The 18,470-nt window shown below is 57.9% G+C and carries 23 protein-coding genes and 2 pseudogenes; 1 reads left to right on the top strand and 24 read right to left on the bottom strand.

Translation table 11 applies throughout. From position 1 onward, the window contains the following. Nucleotide 1: 1 nt before the first annotated feature. From N7E01_RS16055 to N7E01_RS15970, 19 genes and pseudogenes are all read right to left on the bottom strand, one after another. A complete protein-coding gene (locus N7E01_RS16055) occupies nt 2–1,150 on the bottom strand; it encodes a lactonase family protein (protein WP_289173610.1) in 1,149 nt (382 codons plus the stop codon). Between the two features lie 332 nt (nt 1,151–1,482). Then, nucleotides 1,483–1,902: a hypothetical protein gene (locus N7E01_RS16050; protein ID WP_289173609.1), complete on the bottom strand. Its 420-nt coding sequence runs from the start codon at nt 1,900–1,902 to the stop codon at nt 1,483–1,485. Beyond that, the gene (locus tag N7E01_RS16045; protein WP_289173608.1) at nt 1,854–2,399 is read right to left on the bottom strand and encodes a hypothetical protein; all 546 of its coding nucleotides are present in this window, start codon (nt 2,397–2,399) and stop codon (nt 1,854–1,856) included. The genes N7E01_RS16050 and N7E01_RS16045 overlap by 49 nt, the downstream gene beginning before the upstream one ends. Further along, nucleotides 2,396–2,596, bottom strand: coding sequence for a hypothetical protein (locus N7E01_RS16040; protein WP_289173607.1), 201 nt, complete (start codon nt 2,594–2,596; stop codon nt 2,396–2,398). The genes N7E01_RS16045 and N7E01_RS16040 overlap by 4 nt, the downstream gene beginning before the upstream one ends. Then, nucleotides 2,587–7,608, bottom strand: a complete 5,022-nt coding sequence (locus N7E01_RS16035; RefSeq protein WP_289173606.1) for a hypothetical protein — start codon at nt 7,606–7,608, stop codon at nt 2,587–2,589. The genes N7E01_RS16040 and N7E01_RS16035 overlap by 10 nt, the downstream gene beginning before the upstream one ends. A gap of 79 nt (nt 7,609–7,687) precedes the next feature. Next, nucleotides 7,688–8,173, bottom strand: coding sequence for a hypothetical protein (locus N7E01_RS16030; protein ID WP_289173605.1), 486 nt, complete (start codon nt 8,171–8,173; stop codon nt 7,688–7,690). Between the two features lie 44 nt (nt 8,174–8,217). Further along, the gene (locus N7E01_RS16025) at nt 8,218–8,541 is read right to left on the bottom strand and encodes a hypothetical protein (RefSeq protein ID WP_289173604.1); all 324 of its coding nucleotides are present in this window, start codon (nt 8,539–8,541) and stop codon (nt 8,218–8,220) included. Continuing rightward, nucleotides 8,541–9,029: a hypothetical protein gene (locus tag N7E01_RS16020; RefSeq protein ID WP_289173603.1), complete on the bottom strand. Its 489-nt coding sequence runs from the start codon at nt 9,027–9,029 to the stop codon at nt 8,541–8,543. The genes N7E01_RS16025 and N7E01_RS16020 overlap by 1 nt, the downstream gene beginning before the upstream one ends. Before the next feature lie 142 nt (nt 9,030–9,171). Then, nucleotides 9,172–9,663, bottom strand: a complete 492-nt coding sequence (locus N7E01_RS16015; protein WP_289173602.1) for a phage tail tube protein — start codon at nt 9,661–9,663, stop codon at nt 9,172–9,174. Between the two features lie 59 nt (nt 9,664–9,722). Further along, the gene (locus tag N7E01_RS16010) at nt 9,723–10,094 is read right to left on the bottom strand and encodes a DUF3168 domain-containing protein (RefSeq protein ID WP_289173601.1); all 372 of its coding nucleotides are present in this window, start codon (nt 10,092–10,094) and stop codon (nt 9,723–9,725) included. Further along, the gene (locus N7E01_RS19095; RefSeq protein ID WP_350494882.1) at nt 10,094–10,279 is read right to left on the bottom strand and encodes an HK97-gp10 family putative phage morphogenesis protein; all 186 of its coding nucleotides are present in this window, start codon (nt 10,277–10,279) and stop codon (nt 10,094–10,096) included. Before N7E01_RS19095 ends, N7E01_RS16010 begins: the two co-directional genes overlap by 1 nt. A 101-nt stretch (nt 10,280–10,380) precedes the next feature. Continuing rightward, nucleotides 10,381–10,626: pseudogene (locus tag N7E01_RS19695) on the bottom strand (HK97 gp10 family phage protein); the annotation flags it as partial. Nucleotides 10,627–10,887: 261 nt separating this feature from the next. Then, nucleotides 10,888–11,037, bottom strand: a complete 150-nt coding sequence (locus tag N7E01_RS16000; RefSeq protein WP_289173599.1) for a hypothetical protein — start codon at nt 11,035–11,037, stop codon at nt 10,888–10,890. Continuing rightward, nucleotides 11,034–11,228: a hypothetical protein gene (locus N7E01_RS15995; protein ID WP_289173598.1), complete on the bottom strand. Its 195-nt coding sequence runs from the start codon at nt 11,226–11,228 to the stop codon at nt 11,034–11,036. Before N7E01_RS15995 ends, N7E01_RS16000 begins: the two co-directional genes overlap by 4 nt. A gap of 1 nt (nt 11,229) precedes the next feature. Further along, nucleotides 11,230–11,604, bottom strand: a complete 375-nt coding sequence (locus N7E01_RS15990) for a head-tail adaptor protein (RefSeq protein WP_289173597.1) — start codon at nt 11,602–11,604, stop codon at nt 11,230–11,232. Continuing rightward, nucleotides 11,540–11,911: a head-tail connector protein gene (locus tag N7E01_RS15985; RefSeq protein ID WP_289173596.1), complete on the bottom strand. Its 372-nt coding sequence runs from the start codon at nt 11,909–11,911 to the stop codon at nt 11,540–11,542. Before N7E01_RS15985 ends, N7E01_RS15990 begins: the two co-directional genes overlap by 65 nt. Next, complete coding sequence (locus tag N7E01_RS15980) at nt 11,908–12,084, bottom strand: hypothetical protein (RefSeq protein ID WP_289173595.1); 177 nt, start codon at nt 12,082–12,084, stop codon at nt 11,908–11,910. The genes N7E01_RS15985 and N7E01_RS15980 overlap by 4 nt, the downstream gene beginning before the upstream one ends. After that, a complete protein-coding gene (locus N7E01_RS15975; protein WP_289173594.1) occupies nt 12,081–12,446 on the bottom strand; it encodes a hypothetical protein in 366 nt (121 codons plus the stop codon). Before N7E01_RS15975 ends, N7E01_RS15980 begins: the two co-directional genes overlap by 4 nt. Nucleotides 12,447–12,548: 102 nt before the next feature. Continuing rightward, entirely contained in the window at nt 12,549–12,749 is a 201-nt protein-coding gene (locus N7E01_RS15970) for a hypothetical protein (protein WP_289173593.1), read from the bottom strand. Between the two features lie 17 nt (nt 12,750–12,766). Between N7E01_RS15970 and N7E01_RS15965 the strand changes: the two genes are divergently transcribed. Next, nucleotides 12,767–13,189, top strand: coding sequence for a hypothetical protein (locus N7E01_RS15965; protein WP_289173592.1), 423 nt, complete (start codon nt 12,767–12,769; stop codon nt 13,187–13,189). Between the two features lie 164 nt (nt 13,190–13,353). On the opposite strand, the gene N7E01_RS15960 is transcribed toward N7E01_RS15965, so the two are convergent. The 5 genes and pseudogenes from N7E01_RS15960 to N7E01_RS15940 form a co-directional block, all read right to left on the bottom strand. Then, entirely contained in the window at nt 13,354–13,986 is a 633-nt protein-coding gene (locus tag N7E01_RS15960) for a phage major capsid protein (RefSeq protein WP_289173591.1), read from the bottom strand. Beyond that, complete coding sequence (locus tag N7E01_RS15955; protein ID WP_289173590.1) at nt 13,983–14,564, bottom strand: phage major capsid protein; 582 nt, start codon at nt 14,562–14,564, stop codon at nt 13,983–13,985. The genes N7E01_RS15960 and N7E01_RS15955 overlap by 4 nt, the downstream gene beginning before the upstream one ends. Nucleotides 14,565–14,702: 138 nt before the next feature. Then, the gene (locus N7E01_RS15950) at nt 14,703–15,440 is read right to left on the bottom strand and encodes a head maturation protease, ClpP-related (RefSeq protein ID WP_289173589.1); all 738 of its coding nucleotides are present in this window, start codon (nt 15,438–15,440) and stop codon (nt 14,703–14,705) included. An 11-nt stretch (nt 15,441–15,451) separates the two neighbouring features. After that, nucleotides 15,452–16,750, bottom strand: a complete 1,299-nt coding sequence (locus tag N7E01_RS15945) for a phage portal protein (protein WP_289173588.1) — start codon at nt 16,748–16,750, stop codon at nt 15,452–15,454. A 4-nt stretch (nt 16,751–16,754) separates the two neighbouring features. After that, nucleotides 16,755–18,468 (bottom strand): annotated as a pseudogene (locus N7E01_RS15940) (terminase large subunit). Between the last annotated feature and the right edge of the window lie 2 nt (nt 18,469–18,470).

Here is an 18,470-nt window from a genome sequence, read left to right as displayed (position 1 = left end):
TCTATGCCTTCAAATAAGCGGGTACGGGAGATTCAACAAGCGGCATCCTGAACTGTGTCGAGCTGTCTGCCACCTGTCCGTAAATCGTAATAAACGGCGATGTTGTATGGGCTACAGCAAGATAAACCCCATCCGGGCTGAACGCGCAGCCGCTGGCAGCGTTCGCAGGCAATGCTGATGGGTCGGAGAGTTTAGTAAACGTATCGCCAGTGCGCTTGTAAATCGTTATGAACGGTGTTGTGTTATGAGCCACAGCAAGATAATTGCCGTCTGGGCTGAACGCGCAACCGTTGGCAGCGTTCGCAGGCAATGCTGATGGGTCGGAGAGTTTAGTAAACGTATCGCCAGTGCGCTTGTAAATCGTTATGAACGGTGTTGTGTTATGAGCCACAGCAAGATAATTGCCGTCTGGGCTGAATGCGCAACCTTGGGCATTGCCCGCAGGCAGTGCTGATGGATTGGAGAGTTTAGTAAACGTATCGCCGGATCGTTTGTAGATCGTTATGAATGGTGTTGCATCATGAGCCACAGCAAGATAATTGCCGTCTGGGCTGAACGCGCAACCGTTGGCATTGCCCGCAGGCAGTGCTGATGGGTCTGCGAGTTTGGTAAACGTATCGCCAGATCGTTTGTAAATCGTAATAAACGGCGTTATTAGATGAGCCACAGCAAGATAAACCCCATCCGGGCTGAATGCGCAACCTTGGGCATTGCCCGCAGGCAGTGCAGATGGGTCGGAGAGTTTGGTAAACGCATCACCTGAACGTTTGTAAATCGTGATAAACGGCGTTATTAGATGAGCCACAGCCAGATAATTACCGTCTGCGCTGAATGCGCAGCCTTGGGCAGCGCTAGCAGGCAATGCTGATGGGTCGGAGAGTTTAGTAAACGTATCGCCAGTGCGCTTGTAAATCGTTATGAACGGTGTTGTGTTATGAGCCACAGCAAGATAATTGCCGTCTGGGCTGAATGCGCAACCTTGGGCATTGCCCGCAGCCAACGCTGATGGGTCGGAGAGTTTGGTAGTTGGCGCGACAAAACCAAAACCTGACGCAAGCGCCCCAAGAGCCGCATAGGCCGATTTAAGGTAAACCCCGCCGTCACAAGGAACCCAATCGGGAACGCCAATTGGCCGGAGCGTTTGCAGCATATCCCCAGAGGAAACATTCTGCATAACAGCCCAATCTGCTGATACTCCCGGCTCTGATAATGCAACGTTTGGTATATCGTTGAGCAGTTGCCAGAACGACCCATTGTGATAAACACTAACCGGGACTGTCAGCGCCCCGGCAAGCGTACTCCAGCTGCCAGCGAAGTTTGCCGAGGCTGATATTACAGGGCCGATTGCTGCCGCTGTCTGAATGTCTGGCATCACATCATCAAGTGCCGATGAAAACGCTGGCAATTGTGTGCCGAAAAACGTATCAACTTCATCCCGGAATGTCGGGCTATTCCGGTCAAGCGAAGGTAAAACGGGGATTGTCATACAAGGCCCTCAATTTCAAGTGAACAGTAATAAACGGACGGATAGGCCACGTCTACATCAAAAGAAGCGATACCGAAAGCAATCAAGCCAGCGAACCGCTGTTGTGCTGAAGGAGCGTAAAGGCAAGGCGTCGCCCTGAACTGGGCAAGTTGCCGGTAAACCATGTTGAAACGGTGAGGTTCAAGAATCGTGCGCAAAGAAAGCCGCTTGCTGTACTCGCCCTCGACAAACTCAACCGTGCCGAATCGCTCGTCGCGCTTTTTGAGCGACCAGTCGTCAATGGACGCCTTCACGCCCCACTCGGCCCCGCCGACCTCAAAGGGCTTGCCGATAACCAACATGCCGATGCCTATCGCGCCACTGCCAGTCAGCTTGACGGTGATCGTGGCTGATGGCCACTGCTGAGGCAGGTCCATGAGTACGGTTTCGGTTTCCAGCTGCAAGTCTGCAAAAACCAATCGAACACCGAATCAATCGGAGTCGAGTCAAGGTCTACGGCGCGTGTGTAGACCACGCTGGCACCCTGTTGCATCGTGACCTCGACATGCGACACCCCATCAAGCTCAAGCAAACCGAGAGCACCGATGCTGCTGCCAGGCTCCAGCACGACAGTGATTTCGCCCGTGTCGGTAGTGAGCGTGCCCAGTCGGGTATCGAACATACGCCAGCGGTTCGTGCGCCCCAGATCAATCCACTTTGGTGTTTCGCCGCCCGTTGCCTGCTCGGGCGGCGTGGCGTCTGTGCCGCCCGCCACCGATTCATACAGGTGGTGATTGGGGCGGCGCACCACCTGTGCGGCGGTGTAAGTCGTGCCCGCATCCCACAGCGGCGTAGTATCGGCAGGCACACTACTCGACACCAGACGAGCGTCGGTGATCTGGATGGGCTTTGTCACTGTCAATGGGCTTGTCATGCCTGCACCTTGATTCCAGTAGCGTTAATGCGCCGCAGCTCGCGGGTCGTTTCGTTCGTGTTGCTGGCCACCGTGGCGTTGGCCGCGCGAAGATCGGCCCGTAAGCCCTCGACCTCCTGGTTAAGCCGTTTGATTTCAGTGGCCATCTCTTTCATGGGGTTGCTCGTTTCGATCTGCCGCAGGCTGTTCACCGCCACCGCAAAATCACGGCGGTACTGGATCTCGTCGCGACTGTCGGCGGAGCGCTCCAAAAGTTTCGAGTGACGCGGTCAAGGTCGCCCGCAGCGTCAACATCTCCACTCATCGCACGGCGCATGACCTCTTGATACTGACGCTGCGCCTCGGCGTACTGCTGGCCGAACGACAGGGTAGTCAGATCGCGATCAAGCAGCAGTTCATCGGCAAGTGATCCGGCTGCATCGCGCAGCCGATCGAACGATTGCTCAAGCTGCTGCGTCGTGCGGGCCGTGTCCTCGAAAACGTCCAAGCTGTAGTTGAACAGCGCGGCGTACTGGCCTTCATCAATCACGCCCTGCCCAAGTGCGTCGGACATGCGGATCATCGACCGCTCCCAGCTATCCGGGTCGAACGCCTTGATGCCGTCTACCAGCAGCGACATATCGCGCAGCGCCGCGCCCTCAACACCGGCGAATGCCGCGTCTTTGGCTAACTCCTCAGCCGCCTTTCTAGCATCTGCCGTGGTCAGTACGCCAGCCGCTATGCCCGCCGCCTGCGCGATGAGGGCAGACTGTTCAGTGCGCTTGCTGTACTCGCCCGCCGCCTGAGCGGATTCACCGAAGGCCGATACCCACGACGACATGCGCCCGATGGCGGCTGTCGCCTTGTTAATCGGCTCTTCGGTTTTCTCAAGCTCCTGCGCCATCTTGCGAAGCTCGCCGAAGTAGTGATCGATGCTGCGTGCGCCGGCCATGGCCACGGCATGCGCTGCGTCAGCCATGCGCTGTAATTGCGCCTCGGTATCGCCCAGCAATTCGACTGCGGTGGGCATCGCGCGATTCAGTGCGTCAACTGCCGATTCGTACTGCTCGGTCGTGATCTGCCCTGAGCGCAGGCGACCCGACAGTTTGTCAACCGCGTTGCCGTAGGCCACCACATCAGCACCAAACTGCATGCCAATGCCGGCCACCCAGCCGGCTTGACTCGCAAAGCCCGCCTGCTGCTGCGCGTAGCGAATATCTGCCAGCCCCGGACCTTGTGACGCAAACTGGCTGTACACGTCTTGCTGTGCCACGCCCAGCATGGCCTGGTACACCGAATCACGCACGGCATAGCCCATGTCGCCGGATGCTTCGACCACTGCGTTGGTAAGCGCCTGAGCCACCGGCCCGACAACCGGGCTGTACTCACCGATATTCGGGGCAAGGCCAGTCAAGGCTTGGCCAGCGTTTTCTATGCGCAGTGCGTTGGCTGACACCTCGTCAGACAGCATCTTGGACAGGCGCATCTGCATCACGCCCCAATCGTAGTTAAACCCGGCTGCTGTGGTGTCAGATTCCCAGCGCGGCTGGTCATACTCGACGCCGCCCGCCATGTATTTGCCGGTCGGGTTCGACAAGGCGCGCTCAATCGTTGCGCCCAAAAGTCCCGCCGCATCGCCAGCAGACAGCAGCGTGGCACGAAGGTCATCAAAAGGCTTTGCACCTTCTTCGTATGCCTTCAAAGACGCCTCAAAAGCCTCTTGCTGTGCTTTTTCGATGGCGCGACGGGCGTCGATCACATATCGACGCTCGGAGCTGGCAAGTCGCTGTGCTACGGCATCCACCGCCTGCCCCGCATACGTCGCCAGTTCAGCGAATGCCCCCGAGGACTGGATCAGCATGGCGTAGGCTTTTTGCCCGGCCTCCGTATTCAAGTCCTGCGCTTCGACCAGCGCCCGGTACGCCGCCTTCATTTCGTCGGCTGATCCCACCATTTCAGGCAACTCAACGCCAACGCCACCCAACGCCTTGCCCAGGTTACCGATGGACGTTTCGTACCGTTCGGCTTCCGAATAGAAATTCTCGTAATACGTGGTCAGGCCAGCGTTCAGGCTGTCCAACCCGCCCGCAAACTGGATCAGGTTTGCAGCCGCATCAAACGACAGGTCACGCAATTGCTCGAAAGGCAGACTATTCAAAGACTCACGGAATGAATGAATCATGTTGATCATTCCGTTGAAGCTGTCAGATACCGCCTGAATCCCGGCATCATCCAAAGCGCGGATATTTACGCCGCGTAGTGTTTTTGCGAGCAACTCAGGCATTTGATCGACTTGAGTCTGGAACGCCTCAAGCATCGAGATCTGAATATCGGTTTGCAATCGCGGCAACATTTCTTCTTTGGACCAGCCGCCATAACCGTACTTGGTCCGGTCGCCGCCATAGCTCATCAGGCCGAACTCGATTGCCTGAGCGTTATCCACTATCAACGTACCACCAGAGGCAACACCGTTACGGTCGCCCTGCAGGCTGGAGTTCGTTGTGGCGTAGAAGTATTCGATGGCCGCATTGACCCCAAGCTTGCCGAAGGTAGCGTTGGCCGAATCGACTGCGCTGCGAGCGTACTGCGTAATGGCGTCACCAGTGCCCGCAGGTTGGCGACTGTCTCGAAACTTCATGCCCCAGTTATCGCCGGACATTTCGGCCCATTCCCACTGCCCATGCCGCGTTGTAGGCTTGCCACCAATGCCAACCATGTCGAAAATCTTGGCGGTCAAACTTGCGCCCGTCAGTACGTTAGCGATTCGGTCGCTCACGCCAACTTTTGTCAGTAGCTCAGTGCCGTATTTTTCAACAGCGTATCCAGGGTAGTAAAACGCCTGTTCTTTCTCAAGATCCTTGCTCGAATAGCCCTCACTAAACGCACTGTTAGCCAGACTCATTCCCAAGCCAACCCAACCAACTACCGGGACAGCCGCCGCAGCTTTTGCACCAAGTCCTGCCGCCCCGCTGCTTTGCGCCGACAGCATCGCCCCGATAGCATCACCGCCAGCCACCGCCGCAGCGTTGCCTGCTGCCACCGCAGAAGGCCCAATCGTGCCGCCAAAGCCAGCTGCGAAATTCGACAGCATGGTTGAGCCAAGCGTTTCGCCAGCCCAACTCATACCGTTTGCCATCGTGCTTGTTATGCCGCCTGTGAACGCGCCGTATGCGGTTTTTGCAGCAGACGCCATATTCATCAAGTTGAACCCGCTTGACATGATGCCCCCGCCACCTTCGGCAGGGTTGTTCACCCCAAATATGCCCCCCAGCGAATTGGTCACCGCCCCCTGAATCGAATTCATCACCGGATTGATCAGCACGCGAAGGGTCAGCGTCTTGAAAAGGTCTTTGACAAGATCACGGCCTGACTTGCCGCCCTCGAAGATGGCGTCGGTGAGGGATTGGCTGACTTGCTGGAAGATGCCTTCGACATCGCGGGACCATTGCTGCCAAGCTGCCTTTTCAGCCTCTTTGGCTTCAATGTCCCGCATAGCCACGCCCATGCGCTGATACTGTTCGATCATGCGCTGGCGAATGGCGATTTCTTCTTCAGCCCCCTCAATGCCCATCAGAGCGGCTTTCTGCTCTTCAAGCCGGGCAATGGTCAGATCATTCAGGGCCGATTCGGACAAGCCGTAATAACGGACCTGATCTTCGAGTTTATCGGCTTGGTCGGAAAGGCTGCTGATTTCACCGTACATACCCTTCAGGTATTGCTCGCGCTCACGGGCAAATGCCTGCGCTGCTTTTTCCGCTTCGGTGAGTGCCTTCTTGGCCTTTTTGGCTCCCTCGGCTAGGCCACCGCCGGCAGCGCCTTTGCCAGGGCCTTCACCCAAAGCGCCTGCCAAATCACTCGCCGTTTTGGAGGTTGCCACCATCGCTGCCTGAACCTTGCCGTAAACATCGATAGCGCTAATGGCTTCTGTTTTCCCACGGTTGAAGGCATCAGTAACGCTTTCGATGTTGACAAGAATGTCTTTACCCCATGTGACGGGCGAAAAGCCGTCCATGCCAAGCGTTTTCAGCATCGGGTTGATTAACCCGGCTAGATCGTTAACGAAAGCTGCGGCATCTTTCAGCACCTCTGCCCAGGCAAGATCAAAATACGCAGGGAGGTTGTCGGAAACCGCCTTCCAAACAGCAGCAACGCCGCCAGCGAAACCTACCAAGGAATCAATTTCCCGGGCTGTATTCAGAACAGATTCTGAAAACGACTGGCTCAGGGAGCTTGTCGCGGACCGAATTCCGTCCATAAACGGGGCAACCCAGGCAGTTGCTGCGGCATCCAACTGACTGAATATTCCGCCGATCTGGCTCGATATCTCGATGACGGAGCGGCCAAGCTCAATTATGCCGGCAGCCGCCATCCCTACATCATCAACAAAGTCGCGAGCCGATTCCGAGATGCTTTCTAAGACGGTCGATGTTCCCGACAGCATTGCAATTGAATCAGCGAAGGCAAGTGCATACTCAGCGGCCCGTTGCAAGGCGGGTGTCATGGCGACACCGATCTGACGTGATGTGCCTTCAGCAACTACCCCGAGATCCCCTAATGTTCGGTGCAGCTTCTGAGATTGCTTAACAGCATCTTCACTCATGATGTAGCCAAACCGTTGCGCACGGTCTGCCAACCGATTGAGTTCTTGCCCGCCGTTATGAAGAATCGGAATCAAGGCGGTCGTGTCGCTCGCCATTGACTCCAAATAAAAAGACATTTCCTTCTGGTTGAGGCCGGCCTTTTGCAGGGCGTTGTAATACGTCTGCAAGCCTTCCGGGCCAGACAGTTTGCGGAATTGCTCGGTAGTAACCCCAACCTTTGGCGCAACCTGCTCGAAAAAATCCTTCATCCCGCCGCCGCCAGAGCGGATGAACTCCCCGACTTTTTCCTGAAAGTCTTTAAGCTGATCTGCCAGTTTCTCCTGGCTGATCCCAACGGTTGACGCAGCTGCCGCCATGCGTTGAAACTCAACCGTAGACGCGCCAGCAATGGCTGAAAAGTTGCTGATTTCAGCAGCTGCAGAAGCTACACGAACCGCCATCGCTGTTAACGCTGTGATACCAGCAGCAGCCATCCCGGCGATACCAAGCGCAACCTTATCCAACCCGACCGCGATTTGCTGCGCATCTGCCCCAAACTGACGCGCCTTCTTCGCTGCCCGGTCGATATCTGTCTCGAAGGAACCAGTGCGCGCCAGAAGGTCGACTACGATGCTGCCAGCAGTTGCCATTTCGAGCTCCCATAAAAAAACCCCACCGAAGTGGGGTCATAAAAACAAAAAGTAGGTTATTGCTTCCAGCTCAATCCGCCTACATCAAACTCAAACTGCTGCGTCCCAGCTCGAAAAAAGGCACTTCCAATACCAGGCTTTTGGCTTTCAAAAGTCGCCTCTCAAAACCAGCCCGTTCCTGCAGAAAAATCACATCAAACCGCCCAGCGTCAGATGGATAGGCTGTGTACGTCACAATCTTTCCATCATCGAATTTAGCAGCAACCTTGCACCCAGAAGATCTATAGCATTGAAACTGGCCTTTGTTGACCACAAGTATCGCTGCGTCACCATGAGGCCCGCCCTTGCGGAGCAAGATTTCCAATCGGCTCGCCCCAAACGCCCCTGGCATTCTGATCTCGTTTTCTGATTTTTTTGATGCAAAAGCTATGGAATCGCCGCGCATCTTGTCCTCTTGGGTTGAGTATTCCCACTCCTGGTCGGTTTTGGCATCAGCGCTTTGAGCAGTAGATACAAAGCAAGCTACTGACAAGACCAGAAAAGCCCACAAGCCTTTTAAATGCATCCCCACCTCCTGTATCAAATAGATACAGGAATGATAGCCGAACATCACCCTCCGGTCAGCGCCTTGATCGTGGCCTTGTCGGCCTCACTGAACATGCCGGCCATTTCTTGCTCCATCTCAGCGGTGACCTGCTGCTCATTGACCAGCATGTCGATGGTGCGTCCAATGTCTTTGCCGTCACCCATTGAATGTGCGACGACCGCAGCCGGCCGGTGATACCGGTGCAGGTCATCAAATGGGCGAAGGCTGTAGAACTCTTTCCAAGACTCAAACTCTTTGAACGTCATGATTTTCTGCAACTCGCCCACGGTCTTGCCCAGGGCGAGCGCCAACGTATGCCAGAACCAGAGGTCAGAGCCCGCTTTCATCAGTTTCCCTGGTCGGTCTCGTTCCCAGTATCAAGCGGCCCATCCTGATCGTCGTCCTCGTCGTCAACGCCGATGATGACGTCGTCATCGTCTTTTGTGGCAGGAGTGTTAGACGGCAGTTTGAAAAGCCCATTGACCTCAAGAATGGCCAAGAAGATCGCGCCCGACACTGCAGGCTTCAGCCGTGCTGCTTGTTGTGGAGTCAGCGAACGGCGGCCATCCGGTTCAACGAGATAGCGAGAGATCAACCGAACGTTGGATTCCCGACGCACCTGCGGGTCTTTGGAGTTTTCAGCCTCGAGGTGTTTCTTCCAGTCGATGGCATTCATCGGCTTAAAGTACATGGTGTGCTCTTTGCCATCGGCAAGCTTCACCAGATGCTCGATGATATCGCCCTCGGACACAAACATATCGTCAGTCAGGATGCTGGAAACTACGGATCCGCTCGACAGGCCGGCGGTATTTACTGCGACTTTTTTGGTGCTCATGATATTTATCCCTGGTAAAAATGAAAACCCCGGCGCAATGGCCGGGTTGGTGATGAAAAACAGTTGCCCTGGTAGTTTGCTGGCCGCAGCAACACGCCAGGGCGTCGTGCTTTCGGATGCCTCCTAGCTGCGACCAAACTTGTTACGGAGTCGGTCCCTGCCAGTTGGGCTTGACCTTGCCGCTGCGCTGGACGGTGAGCGTGCCGGTGACCTTGTCGTTGGTGGCCATGTCGATGTTCACGTCCTGCACAAAGCCCCGGAACTCGAAGCTGGTACGCAGTACCGGCGGCGTGATGACGCCTTGACCGTTGATGGTGGGCTGCGCGGTGCCGTCCGACAGGCAGATGATGAAGTCGATCACTTCGCCGCCTTCCTTCAGGTCGAACAGAACCTGATGTGAAATATGCGAGGGAATGAAGTTGAAGGGGATCGACACTTGGCCAGGATTGCCCAAGCCGGGGAGATATTCCCGGTCTTCGGTATTGTCCAGGCAGGTGACATCGATCTGATCGCGCGCGCCGCCCAGGCCGGAGATGCCAGTGGGGCACGCCAGCTTGACCAGCTCGGGGTCAGAGGATGTGGGGTTGGCAAAGTACAAATGGGTACCTTGGGTTTTCACTACTCCGGCAGTCATAAGAGACCTCCAAAGAAAAAGCCACCCGAGGGTGGCGATGTTGACCGGCGACTGCCGGGTTATCGGTTATGGATGAAATCGACCTGCAAGCCGACCCGGAATAGCTTGGTGTCGGACTCGCGGGTGTTGATGATGATTCGGCAGGCTTGGCCGGCAGCGTCGAGCGCGTCACGAACAGCCTTGGCCAAACTGATGCAAACCAGCTCCTGATCGTCGCCGGGGCCGGCCCAGCAATCGATCTGAATGGTGTCGTTGTCGGCGCCAGGCGGGCCACTTAGATGGTCATAAGGCTGACCAACGACCACGAACCATGTGATGTACGGCGCGGTCACTCCCTGCGGCGCCAGACCGCTACCGTAGATGCGCGGCGGGTTGCCTACAATGGCTTTAACAGCCGCAGTGCTGATCGTCTTGTAAATGGGCGCGAACATCACTTCCCCTTGTTTTGCTGGGCCAGCTTCTTGATCGTGGCGTCTATGCGCCGGTTCAGATCAGTAGTGAACACGTTGATTGCCTCTTCGCCTTTCTGGGCAACTGCTGGGCGCAACCACGGGTGTGGTCGCATCTTGCTTGTGCCGTATTCCAATAGACGCCCATAGTAGGTAGGCGCTTCCACGGTGTATTTCTTCCCGACTTTTTCTTACGTCGGTTGTATCGTGTGTTGGCGTAGCGAAAAGTATCGCCTTTGGGGATTCGCACAAGGTATTTTTCACCCTTCACGCCGCCGCGCATCTTTCCACGTGTGACGATGATCGATTTTTCCAAGGCACCTGTACTCTTCGTGGGGCGACCATCCTTGTTTGGTTCGGCCACAATTGCGCGGACATTCGCTTTCGCTTGATCACGGATGACTCGCGCAGCTTTGGCCAAGGCCAGTTTCACAGGGCCCCCGCGCTTTGAAACAATCTCGGCAGGTAAGGCCCGCAGAGTTTCAAGAGCACCGTTCAGGCCTTTGACGTCCATCGTGATCTTCATCGCATTCGCCTTATCTCGATTCGCCCCCTCAAGCGCTTGAGCTTTACCGCATTGCGCTTCGAGTTCAGGACAAGATTGCCCTCAGCATCCCTCTCATAGACCGTGGCCCAGCCTGTCTTGCTGTCAGCAGTCACACAGTCTCGTAGCCGCTTGCCATCCAAAAACGCAGCAACACGGCCAAACCCTCCCATTGCTCGGAACGTTGCGTGTCCGGGATCTGTCTCAATAACGGAAACTCGCATGTCGCCCTCAATCCAATGTCTCGTTCTCATCGCGCTCGCCGCCCTCGATCAAGTTGCCGTCGAGGTCGTATTGCGGTTCGTCGTCGTCACCCTCATCTGCTAGGGCATCAAGCAGCGCGTCCAGCTTGGCCTCGATGCGATCCAGCTGCTGTTTCATTGCCACTGCGCTCCACGTGCATGTCGGGTCGCGATATCGCGCATTTCTTTCGCTGCATCAGCGAGCGAGTCCCTTACCGCCTGACTATTCAGCGCTTCAGTAGGTAATTTTTTGAGCGCCCGCATACACTCTTCGATCGTTAAAACACATGACCCATCCACTGTTGGTATGCTAATTTCGGTGCTATTCATGTCATTGCCCCTCCGTAGGTCCGTCGGTGCAGCGCAAGCGCCACTCCCGACGGGCGGTGATGTCGGTTTCCACCGACGTGATGTTGTAAACGCGGCCGTCCCACAGCACGCGCCAGGCGGCCATATCGCGTTCGTCAGCCGGGAACCAGCGCAAATTGATACGCGCCGATGTCTCGGCCTGCGGTGCGGCAGAACCGACCCACTCCTTTCCTGGACCGGTCAGCACTTCAGCGGGCACGTTCTCCAGCTTCGTGCCATCTGCAAGCGTGACAGTCTGCCAGCCTCCGGAGCCGGGAATAATGAACCCGTCCTCATTGCGCTGCGGCTCTGCCTTGTGCTGGAACGTGACGCGGTGTCGGAGTCGATGGGCCAGCATCACACCCCCAGCCGATTCGGTACGGCGTGAGCTTCACCTCAGCAGCCCGGCGCAGCTTCTCCGCATCATCCGGCGTGGCCTGGTAGGCGGCCTGCAACAGAAGCATCACGCCCATCACAACACTGCCCGGCAGAGCGTCAGGCTGTTCGCTGCTGACTTCCTCGGGCCGCAGTTCGGACAGCGGCTGATTAATGTACTGCGCGGCCTCATCCTCGGCGGCATCCAGCAGCATCTGCAGCTTGGCGTCGTCGGCGCTGTGGATCACGTCGAGGTACTGCTTGGCCGTTTCCAGAGTGATGATGCTCATTTTTTCCAATGCTCCAATGTCCAAGATGGCCGACCGTGCCATGGCTTGCTGGTGCCGTTGAACTGAACCAGGCAGGCATCATCGGGCAGCTGGCCGTCCTTCAGGTCGCGGATGCTGTAAATGCCAGAATCCTGCGGCCAGAGCTTCACCCTGCCGAACAGCTTGTGGCTCATCCATGCCTGATCGCTGCCCCGATAACCAGCAGCACGCGCCTGCACGATAGACTCCATGCCATGGAACTCGTCGAACACATCAGGATGTGCGCCAGGGTCAGCAGGTACAGGCCACCACCGATTCGGTTGGTGCCGCCCCAGCTTGCCTTCGGTTGCCAACCGACGAACTTGTCGCGCGGCGCGAACAGGTGATCGATGTTTCGGGTGATCAGTACATCGAGGTCAGTCATCAGCACGCGCTTACCCAGGCACTTCGCCTCGTCTGAGAACATCCACAGCCTGCGGTAGCAACTGGGGAAGCGGGCCCCTTCAGGGGTGCGGAACGCGGCAAGTTTCTGCGCGGCCGCTGGAATCGGCATCACGTCGACTCCTCGTCGAAGCCAGCCCTCAGATCGGTGATGCATACGAGCCGATGCGGCAGTGTCAGGTGCCGCCGGAACATGGCAGCCAGCACATTCACATGCTCAGGCAGGTACTCCCGATTCCCGGCCCACAGCCAGGTCACTACTGTTCGCGTCGTCATTCAGTGCGCGCTCCAATGGCACCTTGGGAAAGCAGGTCAGCGCCGTTTCCCTGGTGCAGTTCATGATGTCGAAATTGTGGAAATCCCGCGCCAGCTTCTGAAACTGCGCGGACCATTTGTTGAGTGAGCCGGCGTTGCCCAACCCCTCGGGTGATCACCGTGCCAGTGCGCCCGCCCACCCGTCTTCTGGCAGTCGTAGCCCAGCAGAATCAAGCGCTGCGCTCCAAGATGCACTGCCAGTCCGATGGCACTCGCTCCGGAGTTGCGATACTGCGGCTGGAAATCTACGCGCCGCACTCCGTAGCAGTTGGGCTGCTGCGTCACCAGCTCGCCTGCGAATACTTGCCCGGCTTCCTCCCGGTACACCCGCCACCAGTCCTTGTCCATGGCGAACAGCACATCGGCCCATGGCGCAGCCCGGAATGTCGTGTTGGTGACGATTACTGCTCGATCCTCTCGCCTGTCTCGCCACTTCCTGACCTCTTCGCAGTCCGCTTGCGTGAGACTGGGGCCGCTGGCGATGCAGACGAACTCTCGCCAGCGGCCCGGGAAGGGTCGGGTGACGATGCCGACCCGCCATGAATTCGGACCAGGCCATTACGGCGCAGATGCTCCGCGACCTGGGGGATACCTCGAACACGTCGCCGCGCCGGCGCACGCCGCCATGGTCGAATGATTGAATAGCGATTACGGTTTTCATGGATTCCTCGCGGAGACCCCGGCCAGCGAACCGGCCGGGGCTGCCCTTAGGCGTTGGTGGAAGCGTCGATGCCGTCGAAGTCGCCCTTCACGAAGGCCTGGGGCCGGTAGACGGTCAGGCCAACGCGCTCCTCGCAGCGGATCGTGAGCATGTTCTTGATGAAGTTGTCGCGGTCATGTTCCGAAATCGCAACGGCCACGTCTTCACGATCCCATCCCTGAACAGCCAAACCGCCACCGAAAGCGCCAACAAGGAAGTCGCCGCCGTCCATGGCCTGAGTGGGAACCACGTTGCGCCCCCAAAGTCCCGGCTGCATGGTCGAGCGGGCATTGGTGAACATGTAGTTGTTGGTCGAATCCTTCGTCAGCTCAATGGCTGCCCAGTCAAGCGGGCTGATGACGATGCCGTCTGCCCAGTATTCGGCCAGCTCTACTTGCAGCAGCGCCAAGCGCAGACGATCGATGCGGGTCTCGGCCTGCACCAACACCCCAGGGTTAACGTAGCTGGATGCCTGGGTGTAAATGCCGTCGATATTCAAGCCGACACCGCTGCCTTTGAGCAGTTGGGCTTCTTCTTTGAACTTCAAGCCATAGCGCAAGCGACCATCAATGTAGGACTGCAACATCGCCACATCAGCAATCACCTGCTTGGAGGCATGAATCCAGTGCGCAATCGTCACGACTGGTGCGCTGTCGGCTTCAAAGGTGATGTCCGATTCCGGCTTGCCGTCCGAGGGTTCTCGCTTACAACGCCGGCGTTGTTGGTGTACACCAGTTCACGCGCATACTCGATGCTGTTGGAGGAAGTGCGGCCCCAAGAGATCAGGTCGCGGATGGTCAGGCGGCGCAGCGCAGGACCCTGGATGCCGGGGATTCGATCAGGCACGATCAGATCACCAGCAGAGCTTGAGCCTGAACCGACAGACGCTTGCACCGACATGCGGAAGTCGCCCTTGGGGTTCGCTGCGAAGGCCTGGAAATCTTCACTATCGGTGACCATAGCGCCGATGGTCTGCGGACCGCTCGCAGTGCCACCGCCGTTTTGTACCTTGGCGAGCAGCTGCTCAGCAGTCGCCAGACGGGCTTGCAGCTCGCCTTGGGTGGTGAGGGTTTTGTCGATGTCGGCACGCAGCTGTGCGTCCAGCGTGCCGCGAGCCTTCATGTCGGCGTCGGCCTTATCAGCCATCGACTTGAGTTGGTCGCCAACCGTCTTCAGGCTGGCATTGATCTGTTCGATCTGTTGTTCAGGATTGGCCATGGTGGCTCCTATTTCAAAATGGTAGTGAGGGATGCGGCCAGAGCGGCCGTGGTACTGAGAGCAGCCGAGTCGCTCGGGCCGCGTCCGGTGGCATCGCGCACACCGCTGCCAGCCGAATCGCTCAGGCTGGACTTGAATTCAGAGATAAGGCGCTGGGCTTCGCTGCGCGGCAGGCCTGCAGCGCGCATGGCGGCTTCCATGCGGCGTGCGGCGTTGGTGCTGGCACTGGGCACTGGTGGTGGCCACCTGGTCAGAGGCCAGCAGCTCGTCGGCGTAGCCCTGCTCGATGGCGGCGCTGCCGTTGATCCAGGTCTCGCCGTCCATCTGCCGGGTAATCACTTCTGCATCCATGCCGGTGCGGGCCGCGTAGATGTCGGCCATCGCCGCGTCGAACGGCTCCATGGTCTCGGCGAATTCGCGCAGGTCGTGCCGGTTGCCCTGGGCATACACCCAGCAGTTGTGAATCATCAGAAAACCCGCCCGTGAAATCTGCACCGTGTCGCCGGCCATCGCCACGATGGACGCAGCACTGGCGGCCAGCCCCATGATCTTCACGGTGACTTCGCCGGGGTGTTCGCGCAGCAGGTTGTAAATCGCCAGCCCCTCGAACATATCGCCGCCCGGGCTGTTGATGTTGACCGTCACCGGGCCTTCGCCCATCGAGCGCAGGGCAGCGGCCACGCGCTTGGCGGTCACGCCCTCGCCTGTCCACCAGTCAAAGCCGATGACGTCATACATGCCAATCGAACGGGCGTCATCGTCGGCAGCCGCCTTCACGCCCGCGTGCCAGCGGTCAAAAGCAGCGGGCAGCACGATGCCGGAAACGGCCGCACAGGGGCGACCGGCCGGCGCTGCAGGCAGGGTTTTCATACTCATGTTGGTTTCCTTCAGGTGTCGGCCGTGGAGGCCATCATGTCTTTGAGCCAGGCCGCCATCGCGTTACGGGCGTTCTGGTCTGCGGTGTTGGCACCAAGATCGTCCAGAGGTGCCAGTGCGGTTTGCACGGTCAGCACGGCTGCATTGCCACCCATCGGTGACCGGTCTTCGAGCTCGCGCACTTCATCGCGGGTCAGGATGCCGTTATTGACCATTACGCTGTAGAACGCAGCACGCGCCGCACTATCAGCACGCAAAAGACCCTCGACAGCAAATTTCGGGTAGTAGCGCAGACGCTCAGCTGGCGTGAGTAAATCCTTGACGATGCTCTGCTCGATACGCTTCAACCATGGGCCCAGGGTGAACACCAGAAAGCCAATCATCTGCTGCTCGATGCCAGTGCCCCAACTGGTGGACTTCTCGGTATGGCCGACCATCCAAGGCGGGACACGGAACCAGCGACAGATTTCCTCTACGCCAAAGGCCCGCGACTCCAGCATCTGGGCGTCCTTCGGGTTAATGCCGATGGTGCCAACCTCCATGCCGTTTTCCATAATCACCGGCCTTCCGGAGTTCACGGCGCCAGCTGCGCGATTTGTGATGAACTCGCGCGCGTCTTCGCGCTGCTCCGGCCTGAGCTTTTCTGGGTACTTGAACCAGACCGTGGGCATCAAGCCGCGTTTGAACGTACCCGCCGCCGCCTCATCGGTGGCCAAAGCAGCCCCGAACACTTGCGCTCCATACTGGATGACAGAAACGCCGTTCTTCCCATCCAGCGACCAGCCAGGAATCGACCAAATGCGTGACTCAGGGATGACTCGCTGCCGCCCGCTTTCCTCGGTGTAGCGATATTCTTTCGAGCCATCGCCTTTGCGTGTGATCGACAGGCGCGGAGGGTAAAGAAAACTCAAGCCAACCACACGGTCACCTACCATCAGCTTTTCACATCGGGCATTTCCCCGCAGCAACATCGCCGCTACGACCGACTCCCAAAACACGGATGAAATAGTGTCTGTGTTGGGTTGTGTGCCAATGATGAAATGCAGCGGGTGTTGCGGCGCCGGGCGTTTGCCGTTGGTAGTGCGTTCGTGCATCCCGAGGGGCAGCGTGCCCATCGTTTCACTGATCAACCGGGCACAGGCCCATACAGCCGACAGCTGCAGAATGTTCTGATCGTTCACACTCACGCCAGCGGAACTTGTAGCCCCGAGACGCGCCCATGCGTCCACATCGGTGAGGCCGAACGGCGCACCCAGCCAGCCGAGCACTGCCGCCCGAATCCGGCCTATTTTTTGCGCTTTCTGTTTCATCCAATCACCGCGTTGTTAAAAAGTCTGAGAGGTCTGGGTTTTCGTTGCCCGCCATCGCTCGACCAATGGCCATGATCAAAGCCACGGCGCCGTCGATCTTGTTGTCGTCGCCCTGCTTGACCGGGCGCATTACGTCATCGCTCCCTGGCAGGTACTTGGCCACCAGGTTGCCGATACACCAGGTCATGATCGGATGGCCATCGTGATGAAACCGCCCCGACAAAATGGCAGCTTCAATTCCTTCATGGCGTCAGCCATGTTGGTGTAGTTCTGGATGATCGTGATCGGGTTCAGCCCCTCATCGTCCAGCTGGTGCGACAGGTTCGCTGCGCCGTGCGGATCAATCGGCGAAGACATCACCGGAGCCAGCTGGTTGACCTCCATCGCTTCGGCCAAAATGTCGCGGTAGTCGATCTCCGCGCCATCGGTTTGCACCAGGTGGCCTGAAGCCACCCACGCTTGGTACCGGTCAGCCAGACGCCGATTCTCCGTGCCTTGCACTGTGTCCTCGGGCACCCAGAACGTTGGGTCCACGCAGTAGTAGTGCCGCTTACCTGCGATATCCTTCCAGAACAGCTTGACCATCGCGGTCAAGTCCACCTTGGCTGCTAAGTCCAGCCCAAGGATGCATTCCCGCCCTTTGAACTGATCCAGCGAAAGGCTGGTGTCTTGGCACGGTGGCGCCATGAACTTGGCCATGTTGATGAAGCCCGACTTCGCTGCAGTCCAGACGTTCAGGTGCTTGGTTTTGAACTTGCCTGCAAAGCGCGCCCGGCGAATCGCCTGTTGCTGCTGGGCAACCAGATAATCCTGATACACCGAGACCCCCATATTGGGGTTCGCCTTGGCCAACACCTTGGGGTCGGTCCAGTCATCGCCTTCGTCAATCGTCCAGATCCAGCCGAACAGTTCATCGTTCGGTACCAGACCTTCCAGCATTTCGATGACTTCCGTGCGCTTGTCGTAGCAAGGCCCGGTAATGTTGGCGCCCGCCGTTGTGATGATGAACATCAAGGGCTGGCGGCGCGCACCCATACCGGTCTGCATCGTCACATACAGGTCGTCTGCATCGTGCTCGTGGTATTCGTCGACCACCGCGCACGATGGCGAGGCACCGTCGCCCGGGTTGCCGATAATGGGCTCGAACCGACTGCCATCTTCGGGACGGTTCAGGTTGCCCGCATTGACCTCTATCCCTAACAGTTCCTTGAGCTCGGGCGTGCGGTTGACCATGAGACGGGCCGGCCGGAAAACTTCCAGGCCTGCTTCTCGGTCGTGGCACCGCTATACACCTCGGCACCGAACTCGCCATCAGCGCAGAACATGCCCAGGGCGACACCTGCAGCAATCACAGACTTGCCGTTCTTGCGCGGGACTTCCCAGTACGATTCACGAAACCGGCGCAGGCCATCCTTTTTACGCACCCAGCCGAAAGTGCAGGCAATGCCAAAGAGCTGCCAGGGTTCCAGCACAACCTTTTGCCGCAGCCTTGCCCACTCACCCTTGGTGTGCGGCAGGAACTCAATGAACTTGAGCTTCTTTTCGGCCTTGGCCGGATCAAAGCGGTAGGAAAACTCCCTTGTCTTTGACTTGGCCAAGTCATCCAGGTGACGTTGGCAGGCCAGAACAATAAAACGACAGCACGGCACCTTGCCCCGCACCACGTCGCGCGCAAACTGCGTGGCCACCGCCACGCGAGGATATTTCGCCTTGGTCATGG

Origin of the sequence: Neopusillimonas aromaticivorans, from assembly GCF_030344915.1 — a bacterium.
GTDB lineage: Bacteria > Pseudomonadota > Gammaproteobacteria > Burkholderiales > Burkholderiaceae_B > Neopusillimonas > Neopusillimonas aromaticivorans.
Note: the sequence above shows the minus strand (reverse complement) of the source record. Positions and strands in the feature narration are given on the sequence as shown.

What these genes read in the sequence shown, in the direction of transcription:
- N7E01_RS16055 (WP_289173610.1), bottom strand. Translation starts at nt 1,150, where the DNA reads ATGCTGCAAACGCTCCGGCCAATTGGCGTTCCCGATTGGGTTCCTTGT.
- N7E01_RS16050 (WP_289173609.1), bottom strand. Translation starts at nt 1,902, where the DNA reads ATGGACCTGCCTCAGCAGTGGCCATCAGCCACGATCACCGTCAAGCTG.
- N7E01_RS16045 (WP_289173608.1), bottom strand. Translation starts at nt 2,399, where the DNA reads ATGACAAGCCCATTGACAGTGACAAAGCCCATCCAGATCACCGACGCT.
- N7E01_RS16035 (WP_289173606.1), bottom strand. Translation starts at nt 7,608, where the DNA reads ATGGCAACTGCTGGCAGCATCGTAGTCGACCTTCTGGCGCGCACTGGT.
- N7E01_RS16030 (WP_289173605.1), bottom strand. Translation starts at nt 8,173, where the DNA reads ATGCATTTAAAAGGCTTGTGGGCTTTTCTGGTCTTGTCAGTAGCTTGC.
- N7E01_RS16025 (WP_289173604.1), bottom strand. Translation starts at nt 8,541, where the DNA reads ATGAAAGCGGGCTCTGACCTCTGGTTCTGGCATACGTTGGCGCTCGCC.
- N7E01_RS16020 (WP_289173603.1), bottom strand. Translation starts at nt 9,029, where the DNA reads ATGAGCACCAAAAAAGTCGCAGTAAATACCGCCGGCCTGTCGAGCGGA.
- N7E01_RS16015 (WP_289173602.1), bottom strand. Translation starts at nt 9,663, where the DNA reads ATGACTGCCGGAGTAGTGAAAACCCAAGGTACCCATTTGTACTTTGCC.
- N7E01_RS16010 (WP_289173601.1), bottom strand. Translation starts at nt 10,094, where the DNA reads ATGTTCGCGCCCATTTACAAGACGATCAGCACTGCGGCTGTTAAAGCC.
- N7E01_RS16000 (WP_289173599.1), bottom strand. Translation starts at nt 11,037, where the DNA reads ATGAAACAGCAGCTGGATCGCATCGAGGCCAAGCTGGACGCGCTGCTT.
- N7E01_RS15995 (WP_289173598.1), bottom strand. Translation starts at nt 11,228, where the DNA reads ATGAATAGCACCGAAATTAGCATACCAACAGTGGATGGGTCATGTGTT.
- N7E01_RS15990 (WP_289173597.1), bottom strand. Translation starts at nt 11,604, where the DNA reads ATGCTGGCCCATCGACTCCGACACCGCGTCACGTTCCAGCACAAGGCA.
- N7E01_RS15985 (WP_289173596.1), bottom strand. Translation starts at nt 11,911, where the DNA reads ATGAGCATCATCACTCTGGAAACGGCCAAGCAGTACCTCGACGTGATC.
- N7E01_RS15980 (WP_289173595.1), bottom strand. Translation starts at nt 12,084, where the DNA reads ATGAGCCACAAGCTGTTCGGCAGGGTGAAGCTCTGGCCGCAGGATTCT.
- N7E01_RS15955 (WP_289173590.1), bottom strand. Translation starts at nt 14,564, where the DNA reads ATGGCCAATCCTGAACAACAGATCGAACAGATCAATGCCAGCCTGAAG.
- N7E01_RS15950 (WP_289173589.1), bottom strand. Translation starts at nt 15,440, where the DNA reads ATGAGTATGAAAACCCTGCCTGCAGCGCCGGCCGGTCGCCCCTGTGCG.
- N7E01_RS15945 (WP_289173588.1), bottom strand. Translation starts at nt 16,750, where the DNA reads ATGAAACAGAAAGCGCAAAAAATAGGCCGGATTCGGGCGGCAGTGCTC.